Origin of the sequence: Labilithrix luteola (assembly GCF_001263205.1) — a bacterium.
GTDB classification, from domain to species: Bacteria; Myxococcota_A; Polyangia; order Polyangiales; family Polyangiaceae; genus Labilithrix; species Labilithrix luteola.
Map to the genome: position 1 here is coordinate 8,199,105 of NZ_CP012333.1, position 15,075 is coordinate 8,214,179.

Below are 15,075 nucleotides of genomic sequence, written 5' to 3' on the forward strand. Positions count from 1 at the left end.
TCATGCCGTCCGTTGACGAGACTCGCGCGATCACCGTGGGCAAATGGTTGCTCGCGTTCGTCGTTCCGGCCTCTGCACTCGCCGTCGGCTCGCTCCTGTCCTCGGTGCTCGCGGCCATGACGGTGGTGGCGGCCATCTCGTGCGGCCTCTTGTGGACGACGCCGCCACATCGGACCTCGCGTGCCAGCCGCTGGATTGTCGTCGCTCTTTGCATCTTCATCGGCGCGACGCTCTTGCAGTGCATCCCGCTGCCAGCCACCGTCGTGCGTGTTGTCGCACCCGCGAATGCTGACATCTGGGATCGCGCCCTTTCGCCATTCCGCGAGCCAGGACCAGCATGGCACTCAATCTCCGTCGCGCCGCCGGCGACACGAATCGAGCTTCTCCGAGGTCTCTTCTACGCCTGCATGTTCCTTGGTGCGTTGCGTATCGTCGGTCTCGAAGGTGGCAGTACCTTTCTCGTCCGGCTCCTGGTTGCCTCCACGATTGCGGTTGCGCTGAGCGCTTTGGCGCACCCCGCGGTGAATGCGACGAAGGTTTTCGGCATCTACAGTCCACGCGACATCTACGCCTATGCGCCAGGGCACTATGGTCCGCTCCTCAACACGAATCACCTTTGCGCGTACCTGAACATCGGGGCATGCCTCGCGCTCGGCGCAGCGCTTTCCCCACGACCCTCCAGTCCTCGTGCGCTTGCCATCGGCGCAGCGGTTCTGTTGACCGCAACGAGCGTATGGGCAGGCTCGCGCGGCGGAACAGCTTCCCTCCTGCTGGGCATCGCCTTGACGGGCTGCCTTGCGGCGTACACGCGTCGTCGTTTCTCGAGTTCCTCGGTCGAAGCCATCATGAGCGTCGTTGTCGTCGTCTCGGCGGCGGGGCTCGTCGCGTTCGGATTGTCCGACTTCGCACGCGAAGACCTCGCGAGTCGCGACTTCTCGAAGTTGGAGATGGCACGGAACGCCCTCCGGCTCGTCGGTCTTGCGCCAACCGTAGGGTTCGGTCGAGGCTCCTTCGAGACCGTGTTTCCCGTGGTCACCGAAGGCCACGCATATGTTACCTTTACCCACCCCGAGAATGTTGTGGTGCAGTGGTGCACCGAATGGGGAGTGCCGACGGCCATTGCAGGTAGCGCGGCTTTGTACGCCGCTCTTCGTCCAAGGAACCTGCTCCATGCCGCTCGTCCAGAGGTCGGGGCCTGGGCGGCGCTCGTCGCCGTGACGCTTCACGACTTGGTCGACTATCACCTCGAGGTACCAGGGATCGTCGCCGCGCTCTGCGTCTGCATGGCTCTCGTCGTCGGAAGCTCGAGCTCCACGAAGGGCCGGTCGTCTCCGGTCGTCTTCGGAGGAGCTCTGCGCCCCATTGCGATGGCGGCGGCCGCTTTTGCGTCGTGTCTCGCCGTCGTCAACATGGTGAACATTCCGCGGGTGGTCGCGGATGACCGCATCGCTTTCAGCACCACCGTTCTCGACCAGTCGCTGGCGTCGGACGTCTACCGTTCCAATCTCCGAAGCGCGATGCTCCGCTTCCCCGCGGAGCCGTTCCTTCCGTTGATGGGGGCCGTTCGCGCCCAGGTGACGGGATCAGAAAGCGTCGTCCCTTGGATCGGACGCGCGCTCGAGCGAAGTCCCCACCTTGGCCGCGCACACTTGGTGTTGGCGCGGAGTCTTTCTGCGCGTCAGCGTGCGCAGGCAAGGCTCGAGTATCGACTGGCCGTGTCGTCGGAACCCGGTCTGAAGGACGCAGTGTTGGCCGAGGCTCTTCCGCTCGTGAGTAACTTCGATGACGCACTCGAGCTCGTTCCAGAGGGGAGCGAGGGAAGTGACTTCTTGGAGGCGCTCGTTGGCCGGATCGCCGCGCGGCTGCCGTCGACTGTCGAACGTCTCGACCGTGAGCTCGAGCTCCGAGATCCCTCCGCTCGGGGACCGCTCGTTCGTCGGCTCCGAGCTGCGCTCAGCGATGCCGTCAACGAGCACCCTTGGTCGGATGCTTCATTGTTTCACACGGCGTACGAAGACGCGCAGCGTCTCGCGGCGAAGGAGTCGAATCGCTGCGAGTCGCAGGTGCTCGTCGCGAGTCTCCGCATCGCGGCCGGCGAGGTGACGCCAGCGCTTGATGATCTCGAGCGCGCCAGCGACGGCGTCACGGAACGCACGGCGTGTTTGCGTACGCTCGTGCAGCTGTCAATCGATAACCACCAGAGGCGTCGCGCGGAGTCAGGGGTTGAACGTTTGCAAAGGGCAGGATGTGGAGGCCCTGCCGACTGTCGTGAGCTCTATGGCTGGTGTGCCGTTCAAGAGGAGCGACTCGGCAACAACGCCAAGGCGCTCTCGATGTATCAGCGCGCCTCCGAGGTCGCGCCCGATGATGATGCGCTACTCGAGAGGATCGGCGCGCTCGCCAGCAAGAGCGGGATGTCGACGGCGGCCATCGACGCCTACGCGAAGCTCGCGAAGCGACACCCGTCGGATCCCCACTGGCAGTCGCTGATGAACGAGGTCTCCGTACGCCTCAACGCCCGGCTCGCGGAGCCCAGATGAGGATGTTATAGAACGCGGCCTCTAGCGAACGACGGGTTCTCGTGTCTGACGTCCTCTCGTGCATTGTCATCGTCATCCTAGGCGTCACCGTCGCGACGGTAGGCACGATGCGTGCGTCGCGGATGGAGCGCACGTACGTGCCGATGTCGCTGCTCATGCACTTCGTGTTGGCCATCGCCAACTACGAGATCATGGAGAGAGTCTTCGTGATCAGCGACGTGCACGGATACCTCGAAGGGGGGGAGGTGCTTGCTTCGCTGATCGAAGTGCATCCGCTCCATTGGACCTTCGAGATCGCAAAGGCGGCGTGCTTTCTGCCGTCGGAGCTGCCCCAAGGCACTGGCCCGACCGGCAACATGGTGAGTGCGGCGGCGATCGGGCTCGTTCTAACCCGGTCAGTTTGGGGGATCTTTCTCCTCTTCGCGGGAATGAGTTTCCTTGGGAAGTGGGCCCTTTTTCGTGCCGTTCGTGACGAGTTGAAGACTCTCGACGAGCGCGCGATCGCTTTCGTCACGATGCTGGTCCCTTCCTACGTCTTCTGGACGTCGGGGCTCGTGAAAGAGGCGTTCGCGATGGCCGGCCTCGGAGTTCTCGTGCGCGGAGCTCAGCTGCTGCTGCGAGCGTTCAATCTCACTGCGCTTGTTTTCGTTGTATGTGGGCTCCTCGTCGTTGCCGACTTCAAGCCCTACTTTCTGCTCAGTTTCGTCGTCGGTGTCGGATTCTGGATTCTCTTCGCGAAGATCGAACGCGCGCCGAAGTTTGCGCCGGTCATTCTCGTCATCGGCCTCGTCGTTGGGGTTGGGGGGCTCGTGCTGCTCGGGAAGCAGTTCGAGGACTATTCGATCGACAATCTCGGACAGTCGATCGCGCGACAACAGGCGTGGGTTCGCGAGACGCAGGGCGGCTCTGACTACGCAATTGGCGACGCGACGCAGCGTTCGCTGGCCGGGCAGGCAGTCTACGCGCCCATCGCCTTGGTTACGACGTTCGCGCGTCCGTTTCCAACGGAGGCGCGCGGTTTGACGTCCGCCATTTCGTCGATCGAGATGCTCTTGATGACGATCCTTCTCCTCCGCGCGCTCGCCCGAACCGGGTTGCGTCGGGCCGGTCGCGAGGTCCTCTCCAACGGCATGCTGATCTTCGCAGCTGCCTTCCTGCTCATTGGCGGCACCGGCGTTGGTCTGGCGACGACGAACCTCGGCACGCTCTCTCGCTATCGGACGCCATTGCTGCCGTTCTATGCGCTGCTCATCGTAGTCTTCCAGCAGGCGGCCGCGAGACGAGTTTCGCCTCCTCGACCGCGCATGCCGTTGCGTTTGCACCGACGACTTGCGCGCTCGTCGACACTCGAGAACCAAGCGAGCAAAGGTTCGGTGACGCGATGAGCGGCGGAGAGACCATCGGCGTGGAAGTAGTATCCGAGACCGACGACGACCGGTTGAAATCGCGGTTCAAGCTCATCGTCCGTTCGGCGATGCAGTACTCGGCAGGATCGCTCATCACGATCGTCGGGAGCATTCTGCGGGTCGGCGTGGCCGCGCGTGTCCTCTCCGACACCGAGAACGGCGCATGGCTAGGCCTACAGCTCTTGTTGAACTACGGGACGAACGCTCATCTCGGCTCGCTGTTTGGCGCCTATCGCAGCGTTCCCCTGCTTAGGGCAAAAGGCGAGAGTGCGGATGCCCTGCGGGAGAAGGAAACGGCATTCGGCGTCATACTGGTCGCGTCCGTGGCGGCCGTCGTCGCGCTCGGAGTGCTCGCTCCGATCGTAACCGGTGTCAACGCGATCGTGACGCTCGCGCTCGCATCGGTCTACCTCGTCGTGAATCTTCTTCGGTCGTACTTCGTGACGATGACGAAGGCCGATAGTCGATTCAAAGAACTCAGCGTCGGTTATGCGCTGGGGGGCATCGTGACGTTGCCGTCGCTCGCCTTCGTCATCTTCTGGAAGTTGAACGGGTTGCTCCTGGCGATGGCGGTCCCCGCGCTCGTAGAGACGAGCTACCTGGTGAGGCACGCCGGCATTCCGCGTCCGAACATCGATCGATTGCGGCTGAGAACCCAGCTCCGAGTGGGCGGAATGACCGTCGCAATCACCGTGACGACGCTGATGCTGACGACGGCGGACCGGACGACGATGCTTCGGCTTTGCGGTCCCGAGGCGACGGGCCTCTACTACATCGGTGCCAACATCGTCGCGCTATTGCCATCGTTGACGTCGCTACCCTTGGGGGTCCTCACGCCCCAGTTCTTCGAAGCCGTGGGCCGTGGCGACGACATCTACCCGTTCGTCGAGCGACCGATGAAGGTGATGTCATTCGTCGTCGCGGGAGTTGTCGGTATTGGCGCTGCGCTTCTCCCCACCGCCGTGCACCACGTATGGCCAAATCATGTCGCTGGACTGTCCGCTGCAATCGTCGCGCTGTTCTCCACGAGTGTTACCGTCCTAGCTGGTCTGGTCACCAACGTTTACTACGCGCTTGATCGACAAGGCGGACTGGTCGTCATCGTCGGTGGCAGCAGCCTCCTTGCCTTTGCAGCGGCGGGGGTTGGTATTCATTTGTGGGGGGGGGCGATTGTCGGCGCCGTCGTCGGCTCGGCGCTGGTCATGATCATCATGCACTTCGTCTCGATTACGGTCGCGATGTCACTCATGGGCAAAACTCGCGCAGCGGGTCTTCGACTTGCCGCGACGTCGCTGGTCCCCACGGCATGCGTCGCGGGCGCCGTAACCTGTGTGTCGCTGATTGTTCCGGGCTGGTACGCTGGGACGGTTGGTGGAGCCATGGCCATGCTCGCGAGCATTGCGCTTCTGCTCGGCTGCTTCGTTCCCGTTGCGCGTCGGTAAGCTCATGCTTATGAACGGGCTCCTGGACCTTGCCCCTCACCTTGCGCTGCAACGAGAGAAGACGGTGCCTTGAGAGTTCTCGTTCGCGTCGAAGCTTCTTCCTCCATAGGGTACGGCCATCTCGCTCGCTGCTTGACGTTGTGCCGCTCTCTGAGCGCGAAAGGGGCAGTCGTCGAGTTTGCGATCTCGGAGCCGAGCGCGCACGTCCGCTCGTGGATCGAGCGCGCGGGGTATTGCGTACACTCGCTCGCCGACGATGGCGGGACGTTGAGGCGCGTCGTTCGCGAGACCGACCTGGTTATCGCGGACGGTTATGGCTTCGGCCCGGAGACACACGAGGCACTGGCAGGGGGCGGCAGGGTCTTTTGCGTCATCGACGACCTCGGGGTCCCGGTTCGGGCGGACGTCGTCGTGAACGGGAATCTGTTTGCCGAACGTTTGACGTATGCGGGGGTCCCGAAGACGTTGCTTGGACCGACCTACGCTCTCGTTCGCGATGAGTTCTTGCAGGTACGCAACGAGTCTGCGGTCGTGCGAGGCGAACGCCCGCGTCTCCTCGTGACGATGGGGGGCTCGGATCCCGCAGGTGCAACCGAGGTTGTCTTGCGGTCCTTGGATGAGATCGACGACGCAGACGTGCGCACGATCGTTGGGGCAGCGAATCTGCGGGCGGCTGAGATACGGGAGCTTGCTCGACGCATCGAGCGGCACCATGTTGAAGTCGTCGTCGATGCGCAGCGCATGAGCGAAGAGATGCGCTGGTGTGACGTCGCGATCTCCGCGGCAGGCAGTACTTGTCTCGAGCTTTCTTGCGTCGGCGTTCCGGCGATTGTCTTTGCCATCGCCGACAATCAGGAGCCCGTCGCGGAAGAAGCTGCCCGTCGAGGCTTGATGCTGAGCGTCGGAAGGTTCGACGCCGGGCTCTCCGCGCGGCTCGTGGAAGCTTTGCGTGGTCTCATGAGCGACCACGCGGCGCGCGGGATGATGGTCGAGCGCCAACGTGCCACCGTCGACGGTGCAGGAAGCGAACGCGCCGCGCACGCACTCGTCGAAGAAGTTCGTCGGCGCGGTCGCTCGGAGTGACTTCCCGTTGGACATGCCTCGGGTAGTCTGCGATTTTCGCGGCGTGCTCGTGTCCGCTGCTATGTATCTGTAAGGTGATGTGCTACTCGACCGACGGCCGGCCCGATACCGGCATGAATGCCGGAGCGCCCATCGTCATCGGAGTGTCGGGAATGATTGATCTCACCTTTGTACGCGGAAGACGGTTCTCATTACCGGGGCCGCGGGGACCATCGGTGCCGCGTTGGCGGAGAAGGTGCTGCCGGTCGCGCGCTCGGTTCGCTGCTTCGACCACGGCGAGACGGAGCTCTTTTTCCTCCATCAGCGCTTGGCCGCGAAGGGAAATCTGGCCCCCCAGTTGGGCGACATACGGGACCTCGATCGCTTGCGCATGGCCATGTCGGGTGTCGACATCGTGTTCCATGCGGCTGCGCTCAAGCATGTCGGTCTTGGTGAGTACAACCCGTTCGAGGTCGTTCAGACGAATCTGCACGGCGTCAACAATGTGATCCGTGCTGCGCTCGACATGGACGTGGCGCGCGTGATCTTTACGTCGAGTGACAAGGCCGTCAATCCGACGAACGTGATGGGCGCATCAAAGATGATGGGGGAACGCCTCGTCGTCGCCGCAAACGAGATTCGTGGCCCTCGCCGGACACGTTTCGCCGCCGTGCGCTTCGGCAACGTCGTGGGCTCGCGCGGCTCCGTGGTCCCCATTTTTGCGTCCCAGCTGCTTCGCGGAGAGCCTCTGACGCTCACCGACGAACAGATGACCCGCTACGTGATGACCATCGATGAGGCCGCTGGGCTCGTCTTGGAAGCGGGGGCTAGGATGCTCGGCGGCGAACTGTTCGTCACCAAAATGCGTGCGCTTGCCGTGACCGACCTCGCGTCCGCGATGTCCGAGGTCCTCTCGCGTCCGCCGGTCGACATCGTGAAGATGGGACTGCGTCCGGGAGAGAAGCTGTACGAAGAGCTGTTGAGTGCCGAAGAGGTGCCGCGCACGCTCGACCTCGAACGCCTCCTTGTCGTGGTGCCGGCGGAAGAAAACAGCGCTGCGAGCGCGGAGCTTCGGAAGCATTACTCCGAAGGAGCGCGGGTGACGAAGGAGTGGAACAGCTCGCTCGACGTGCGCATGACGCGTGCGGAGATTGCTGCCTATCTTCGTGAACACCGGATCCTCGAGAAGTATCTCCGCCCGGGAGGAGTGATTCCCGACCGGGATGCAATGGCGGAATGAATTCCAACATAGGCGGCTGTCGATGCGGTGCTTGGTAACGGGTGGAGCAGGGTTTATCGGTCGCTGGCTCGTCGAAAAGCTCCTCGCTCGAGGCGACGCGGTGCTTGCTGTCGACGACCTTTCGAATGGGCGTCGTGAGAACGTTCGCGACTTCGAAGGAAAACCCGGATGGCTCGGACTGCTCGTCGGCGACGTCAAGGATGGCGTTTTCGTCAACCAGGTGTTCGAGCGTGGGCCCTGGGATGCCGTGTTTCATCTTGCGGCCTCCATCAACGTTCAAAGCTCGATCGACAAGCCCGAGCCGACGTTCCGGAACGAAGCGGAGGGAACGTTTCGCGTTCTCGAGGCGTGTCGACGACAGTACTTCGCCGCCAACGGTCTGACTGTCGACGCGGGGCATTTCGACTACGACGCGGATGTGCCGCGCCTCGTTCAGCGAGCGCCGCGCGTCGCCGTCATGTCGACGTGCATGGTGTACGATCTTGCGGGCGGCAACGCGATTGCAGAGTCGCACCCCTATCGACCGGCGTCGCCTTACGCGGCGGCGAAGATCGGCGCGGACATGCTCGCGATCTCGTACCACAAGTCGTACGCGATGCCGGTCACCGTGGTGCGGCCGTTCAATACCTACGGACCGTTCCAGAAGAGCAATTCGGAAGGTGGCGTCGTGTCGATCTTCCTCAAGCGAGACATCGCTGGAGAAGCTCTGCGCGTGAAAGGCAGCGGCCAACAAACGCGCGACCTCCTTTACGTCGAGGACTGCGCTGACTTCATCGTTCGCGCGATGGAGTCTGGTTCTGCAGAAGGCGAGATCATCAATGCCGGCACCGGTCGCGACGTGCGCATCGTCGATCTGGCCGCGATGTGCTCGAGTCAAGGGAACCGCGTCGAACACGTCCCGCATGATCACCCTCAGGCCGAGATCATGAAGTTGCTTTGTGACTCCTCGAAGGCAAAGCGCCTTCTCGATTGGCAGGCCGAAGTTTCGCTCGAAGAAGGGCTGCAGCGGACGCGGCGGTGGCTCGAGGAGAACCGTTGGGCATGGTGAGCGACCTCCACCCCCTCCCGTATGGTCGACAGAGCATCGACGATGACGACATCGACGCCGTCGTTCGCTGCCTTCGGTCCGACTACCTGACGCAAGGTCCGGAAGTGCGCCGGTTCGAAGAGGCGCTCTGCGAAACCACCGGCGCCAGGTATGCTGTTGCCGTTGCCAACGGGACCGCTGCGCTCCACCTGGCGGCGCTCGCAGCAGGTGTTCGCGCGGACGACGTAGGAATCACCTCGACGATCACTTTCGTCGCGTCGGCAAACGCCATTCGTTATGCGGGTGGAACGGCTCGGTTCTGCGATGTCGATCCCGATACCGGGCTCCTTTCGATGCGCTCGCTGGAGGAGTGCGTCGCGCGCACGCCTCCGAAGGTCATCGTGCCGGTCGATCTCACCGGCGCGGTCGCCGATCTTCCGAGGGTGAACGCGATCGCGAAGCGGGCGGGAGCGCTCGTCGTCGAGGACGCCGCTCACTCGCTCGGCGCGACCTACGATGTGGATGGCGTCACGTATCGCGCGGGCTCTTGTCAGCACGCCGACATGGCCATCTTGAGCTTTCACCCGGTCAAGCACGTGACGACGGGGGAGGGCGGCGCCATCACGACGAACGACGAGGCGCTCTACCGGGAGCTGCTCGACCTTCGGACGCACGGCATCACCAAGGACCCGCAGAAGCTCGAGAAGAACGACGGTCCTTGGTACTACGAGCAACGCGCGCTCGGCTTCAACTATCGCATCACCGATTTGCAGTGCGCGCTCGGTTCGAGCCAGCTGAAGAAGCTCGGTCGTTTCGTGAGTCGTCGCAGAGAAATTGCCGCTCGTTACGACGAGGCGTTTGCGCAGCTCTCGTCGCGGCTTCGGCCGCTCGTCGTGCCGGCCGGCGTTCGCTCGGCGTATCACTTGTACGTCGTGCGCCTCGTCGCGCGTCCGGGGGAGGACCTCGCAGGTGTCGCCGAGCGGCGCAAAGCTCTCTATCTCGCCCTCGCCGAGCAGAGGATTCACGCCCAGGTGCATTACATCCCGGTCCACACGCAGCCCGATTTTCGGCGTCACGGGATGGGAAGCGAGAAGCTTCCGGGGGCCGATGCCTACTACGCGAGCTGTCTGAGCCTCCCGATGTTTCCGACCATGTCGGACGGCGACGTAGATCGCGTCGTTGCAGCCGTGACGAGAATCGTGTCCGAGGGTGCATGAAGGCATTCGACGTTGCTGGACGAAGGATTGGGGAAGACGAGCGAGTCTTCTTCATTGCCGAGTTGTCGGCGAACCACGGTCAGAACATCGACGTCGCCAAGCGTACGATCGAGGCCGCCGCCAAGGCCGGCGCCGACGCGATCAAGCTCCAGACGTACACGCCCGACACGCTCACGCTTCGAAGCTCTGCCCCACCGTTCGTCGTCACGACGGCCAATGCGTGGGCCGGTCGAACGCTGCATGACCTCTACGCGGAGGCCATGACGCCGTGGGGGTGGCACGCCGAGCTCAAGGCGGTCGCAGAAGCGAACGGGTTGGTTTGGTTCTCGACCCCCTTCGACCCCACGGCAACCGAGTTCCTCGAGGGCCTCGGGATGGACATCTACAAGGTCGCGTCGTTCGAGATCGTCGACCTTCCATTGATCGAGCGGATCGCACAGACCGGCAAGCCGATGGTCATTTCGACCGGAATGGCGAGTCTGTCCGATATCGAAGCCGCGCTGTCCGTCTGTCGTGAGGCTGGCAACGACCGGCTCGTGTTGCTCCGCTGCGTGTCGTCGTATCCCGCACGCCCCGACGCCATGAACTTGCGAAGTTTCGAAACGCTTCGGGCGTTCGGCACGGTGCTCGGCCTCTCGGACCACACGCGCGACGCAACGGTGGCGATTGCGTCCGTCGCGCTCGGCGCACGTGTCATCGAGAAGCATTTCATTCTCGACCGTTCACTCGGTGGCCCCGACTCCTTCTTTTCGCTCGAGCCGGACGAATTCAAGTCGATGGTTTCCGCCGTGCGCGATCTCGAACGTGCACTCGGTGCCCCTCGATTCGGTGTCTCCGCCGACGAGGCTGGCAGCGCCAAGTTCCGACGCTCGCTCTTCGTGAGTGCGGACGTCGCGGAAGGTGCCGTGTTGACGTGCGACCTCGTTCGCAGTGTCCGTCCGGCCGATGGTCTTCCCCCGCGCGAACTGCCAGCGATACTGGGCCGTCGAGCCGCGCGCGCGTTGAAGGCTGCGACGCCTCTCTCCTGGGAGGACGTCGGCCAGCGATCGCCTCGTGCTGCCGTAGAGCTTCGCCCCGCGCTCCAGGGGGATGCGGACGCTTTGCTTGTCTGGCGAAACGACGCGACCACCCGTGCCATGTCGATTGCGCAGGCCGAAGTCGAGCGCTCGGAACACGAGGCATGGCTCGCACGGGTGCTCGACGCCGCCGATCGAAAGCTTTTCGTTGCCGAACTCGACGGCAACGCCATTGGTCAGGTGCGATTGGACAAGGTCGGCCAATCGACCTGGGAAGTCTCGATTACGGTGGCTCCGGAAGCGCGTGGTCGCCGGCTCTCCTCGTCCATCCTAGGGGCGGTGGAAGCGCCTGCGCGCGCGCTCGGCGTCAAACGTCTCGTCGCCACGATTCGTCCGGAGAACGAGGCGAGCATTCGCGCCTTCAAGTGCGCTGGCTACTACGCCTTCACGGAGCGATCGCAAGAGGGTGTCCGACTCTTGCGATGCGAGCGGCGTATCGTCCCATACGTGTGAGGTGAAGCCTCGGGCAGCTTCGCGGCTGCATGAGCCACCGACGAGAGCGATGGTGATCGCATCGCTCTCGTCGGCGGTCGCTCAGGAGGCGACCGCCGCGACGGGCTGGGAACGAAGATCCAAACGTGCAACGAGGACGCTTGCGAGCTTCGCGACATTCTCCGGATCCGCCCATCCGTAGGTGCCCTCGTACGTCATGTTGCGGTAGTGCGCGAGGAAGTGGAGCAGACGATCAACGGGGGGCCGGAAGCTCAACGCCTGTTCCATTGCGCCCGGCAGGTCGTCGAGGCGTGCCACGTCGACCGTCAGTCCTTGATGCGCGTACCAAGGCTTGCCGAGGACCACGGTCGGTCGTTCGTGGACGATGGACTCGAAGCCGGCGGTGGAATTGATGACGATCGTGACGAGCGCCTTCTCGATGAGATCGTGAGGGTTGGTTGCCGGGGCAACGAGCCGGACGTTGGGCAGTCGGCGGATCTTCGTGAGGAAGTCGATCGGAAAGGAGTCACGCGCTCCGATGTGCGGCTTCACGTAGAGCTTCGTGTCCGCGGGGAGTGCGCGCTCCGCAATGAACTGGACCAGCTCGTCTTGTCGCTGGAACTGGGGCGCACGGAGGGTGACGACTGTGTCGTTCGGCAGGTGGACGGGGAAGAAGACGTAGCGCTCTCCTGGCCGCACCTGCTCCCAAAGCGCGCTGCCGGCGATGCGCCGCGCGACCCTGCGCGCTCGCTCGCCAAGGAGCCGTCGAATCGACACGTCTTTCTGATACGGCGTCGCGGCGACGGCGGCAAAAGCTCGCTCGAAGTTCCCTCGTTCGAAGCCCAGCGGAGACGCCGGCATCCAGGGCTTCCGGCGCCCTCGGAGCTCACCGAGGTAACCACGCGCCCAGGCAAGGTCCTCTTCGCTGGCTTGTTCTGGCGCGAGGGGCAAGCGGAGGCCGGTTTCTTCGTTGGTCAGGCCGAATCGCTGCGGGAGGGCGACGAAGTCGAAGATCAGGTTTTCGACACCGTGCACGGCGCCGACCGCCGCCATCGCACGGCGGATCAATTCTCCGCCGATGTTGTTGATGAAGACGCCGACGCTATGCTCGGTGACGAATCGATCCATGTAGCGGAGCAGATGGACTGCTCGTGGCAGGAGATCGTCGTAGTCGAGGGCCCAGTCGTACGCGCGCTCCGCGTAGACCCAACCGCGAAGCGAGCCGATGCGGTAGGTCCGTTCGAGCTCCCAGACTTCCTGGGCCGGAACCGCGCGGCGTCGAACGAGTCCTTCGTAGGCGTAGAAGACTTCCTCGAAGCGCTCGCGGAGGCGTTGCTGGATTCGAGGCGTCGTGGCGATGAAAGCAACGGTCTTGCCGCGTCGCTGAAGTTCTTCACCGATGTTGATGAAGAAGTCGAGCTCGGAGACCGGGCGCGCTTCGAGCCAGGAACGCTCGCCTGCCTTCGTCTTCTTCTTGGTGTCGGTGAACCAGAGCTGGTTCGGGACGTCGTTCAGGACCGGAAAAACGAAGTCAAAATGCATGTGAGCCTTCACGCAACGTCCCCGCGCAGCTACCACGGCAATCTCTGGCTGGCAAGCCGGGGAGCCCCGCACCGCCCTCGCGTCCTTGCCTGCTTTTCGCTACGATCGTCGGGGTTCCACGTTCCACGTTGACGTGTGTGGTGAGCCCATCGCTCCAAACATTCATGCGCGTCGTTCGGGCTCGTCGTTCGGGCGCGTCGAGGAACTCGCAGAGCGGCTTTCGTGAACGCGCGGAGGGCTCTGTGGAGGCCCTGAACGGTCGAGTGGTCGGCTAGTCAAGGCGTACGGGTTGGGCTAGCGTCCGTCTCGTCCGAGGAGGAGCCGATGATCAAGTACTGTGTTCGATGTGTGATGCCGGATACCAAGCCGGACCTCTACATCGACGCCGAGGGCGTCTGCAATGCTTGCCGCAGCTTCGAGAACCGCAAGTCGGTTTCGTGGGAGGAGCGCCGGGCCGAGCTCACGACCATCCTCGAGCGGTACCGTTCCAAGGATGGCTCGACGTGGGACTGCATCGTGCCCGTGAGCGGTGGCAAGGACAGTACCTATCAGGTCGTCCGGATGCTTCAGCTCGGCATGAACCCGTTGTGCGTGACGGCCACCACGTGTGACTTGTCGGAGCTCGGTCGCAAGAACATCGAGAATCTGAAGAGACTCGGTGTCGACTACGTCGAGATGTCACCGAATCCGCGCGTGCGCGCCAAACTCAATCGCATCGGTCTCGTCGAGGTCGGCGACATCTCGTGGCCGGAGCACGTCGGCATTTTCACGATCCCCGTTCGCGCAGCCGTCCAGTTCAACGTGCCGCTCCTCATCTGGGGAGAGAACGCACAGAACGAGTATGGCGGTCCTGCCGCAGCGGCGGCGAACAATACGCTCGACCGGCGTTGGCTGGAGGAGTTCGGGGGCCTTCTCGGGTTCCGCGTGAGCGATCTCGTCGACCGCGACGGGATCGAGCGTCGGCATTTGATCCCCTATACCTATCCGTCCGACGAAGATCTCCGTCGTGTCGGTGTGACGGGCCTCTTCCTGGGCCACTACCTGCCATGGGACGGATACACCAACGCGTTGGTTGCGCAAGGGCACGGCTTCTCGACGTATTCGAAGTGCGTCGAGGGCTCGGTCGTCAACTACGAGAACGTCGACAATCATCAGACCGGGATCCACGACTACTTCAAGTTCCTGAAGTTCGGTTTCGGGCGAGCGACCGACATCGCTTGTTTGCATCTCCGTCGTGGTCGACTCTCCCGTGAGGACGCGATCGAGCTCGTCAAGCTTCACGACGGGAAGTTTCCTTGGTCGTACCTGGGGAAGAGCCTCGTGGACATCTTGGCGCCGCTCCAGCTGACCGTCGACGAGTTCATCAAGATCTGTGATCGGTTCACCAACAAGAAGCTGTTCGTCACGGATGCCCGTGGACAACTCGTCCGCGACAAGGACGGCAATCTCACCAAGATCAACTACGACAACGCATGACTGTCGTTCTCGTCGATCACGGACTTTGCAATACGGGCTCGGCGCGGCGGGCGCTCGAGGAGTGCGGTGCGAGTGTCTCCGTGACGGATGACCCCAGCAGCCTCTCGAGCGCCACGCACGTCGTTCTGCCCGGCGTCGGCTCGTTTTCGGCTGGAATGCAACAGTTGCGGACGTTGGGGTGGGACGTGGCGCTCCAAGCGGCCGCGCTCGATGGCCTGCCTATCCTTGGAATTTGTCTCGGCATGCAATTGCTCGCCGACGTCGGATTCGAAGGTGGTGAAACACGAGGACTGGGGCTCATCCCTGGTGAGGTCGTTCGAATGATGCCTGCCGAAGGTGAGCGGCTGCCGCACGTCGGATGGAACGAGGTGACCGCGAGGAAGCCCGATGCTCTCTTCGACGGCATCCCGGGGGGAACGGATTTCTACTTCGTTCACAGTTTCCATTTCGCAGCAGCAGCCGGAGACGACCGCATCGCGACGGTGCCGTACGCCGGTGGTGTCGTCGCTGCGATTCGACGAGATCGCGTCTTTGGAGTGCAGTTTCATCCCGAGAAGAGCGCGAAGGCTGGATTCCAGCTGCTTCGTAACTTCCTCTCGCAGTAGCGCGGTGACC

11 protein-coding genes are annotated in these 15,075 nt (G+C 63.2%); 10 read left to right on the top strand and 1 reads right to left on the bottom strand.

Annotated elements, in window-relative coordinates:
* Positions 1–2 precede the first annotated feature (2 nt).
* The 8 genes from AKJ09_RS35580 to pseI all read left to right on the top strand — a co-directional run bounded on the left by AKJ09_RS35580 (position 3) and on the right by pseI (position 11,463).
* The gene (locus AKJ09_RS35580; RefSeq protein WP_240488695.1) at positions 3–2,540 is read left to right on the top strand and encodes an O-antigen ligase family protein; all 2,538 of its coding nucleotides are present in this window, start codon (positions 3–5) and stop codon (positions 2,538–2,540) included.
* A gap of 41 nt (positions 2,541–2,581) precedes the next feature.
* Positions 2,582–3,925, top strand: a complete 1,344-nt coding sequence (locus AKJ09_RS35585; RefSeq protein WP_146652300.1) for a hypothetical protein — start codon at positions 2,582–2,584, stop codon at positions 3,923–3,925.
* Entirely contained in the window at positions 3,922–5,388 is a 1,467-nt protein-coding gene (locus tag AKJ09_RS35590; RefSeq protein ID WP_146652301.1) for a lipopolysaccharide biosynthesis protein, read from the top strand. The genes AKJ09_RS35585 and AKJ09_RS35590 overlap by 4 nt, the downstream gene beginning before the upstream one ends.
* A gap of 69 nt (positions 5,389–5,457) precedes the next feature.
* Positions 5,458–6,471, top strand: coding sequence for a UDP-2,4-diacetamido-2,4,6-trideoxy-beta-L-altropyranose hydrolase (gene pseG, locus AKJ09_RS35595; RefSeq protein WP_146652302.1), 1,014 nt, complete (start codon positions 5,458–5,460; stop codon positions 6,469–6,471).
* A 190-nt stretch (positions 6,472–6,661) separates the two neighbouring features.
* Positions 6,662–7,690 (top strand): polysaccharide biosynthesis protein, encoded by a 1,029-nt coding sequence (locus AKJ09_RS35600; protein ID WP_146652303.1) that lies wholly within the window; start codon positions 6,662–6,664, stop codon positions 7,688–7,690.
* 22 nt (positions 7,691–7,712) lie between these two features.
* Positions 7,713–8,738, top strand: coding sequence for a dTDP-glucose 4,6-dehydratase (locus AKJ09_RS35605; RefSeq protein WP_146652304.1), 1,026 nt, complete (start codon positions 7,713–7,715; stop codon positions 8,736–8,738).
* Positions 8,732–9,934 carry a UDP-4-amino-4,6-dideoxy-N-acetyl-beta-L-altrosamine transaminase gene (gene pseC, locus AKJ09_RS35610; protein WP_146652305.1) on the top strand — a complete coding sequence of 401 codons (1,203 nt, stop codon included), beginning with the start codon at positions 8,732–8,734 and terminating at the stop codon, positions 9,932–9,934. Before AKJ09_RS35605 ends, pseC begins: the two co-directional genes overlap by 7 nt.
* A complete protein-coding gene (gene pseI, locus AKJ09_RS35615) occupies positions 9,931–11,463 on the top strand; it encodes a pseudaminic acid synthase (RefSeq protein WP_146652306.1) in 1,533 nt (510 codons plus the stop codon). Before pseC ends, pseI begins: the two co-directional genes overlap by 4 nt.
* Before the next feature lie 81 nt (positions 11,464–11,544).
* Here pseI and AKJ09_RS35620 read toward each other — a convergent pair whose 3' ends face one another.
* Entirely contained in the window at positions 11,545–12,984 is a 1,440-nt protein-coding gene (locus AKJ09_RS35620) for a capsular polysaccharide export protein, LipB/KpsS family (protein ID WP_146652307.1), read from the bottom strand.
* Between the two features lie 324 nt (positions 12,985–13,308).
* On the opposite strand from AKJ09_RS35620, the gene AKJ09_RS35625 reads away from it, so the two are divergent.
* Together AKJ09_RS35625 and hisH are read left to right on the top strand one after the other, a co-directional pair.
* Positions 13,309–14,460, top strand: a complete 1,152-nt coding sequence (locus tag AKJ09_RS35625; RefSeq protein WP_146652308.1) for an N-acetyl sugar amidotransferase — start codon at positions 13,309–13,311, stop codon at positions 14,458–14,460.
* Positions 14,457–15,065, top strand: coding sequence for an imidazole glycerol phosphate synthase subunit HisH (hisH, locus tag AKJ09_RS35630; protein WP_146652309.1), 609 nt, complete (start codon positions 14,457–14,459; stop codon positions 15,063–15,065). Before AKJ09_RS35625 ends, hisH begins: the two co-directional genes overlap by 4 nt.
* The last annotated feature ends 10 nt before the right edge of the window (positions 15,066–15,075 follow it).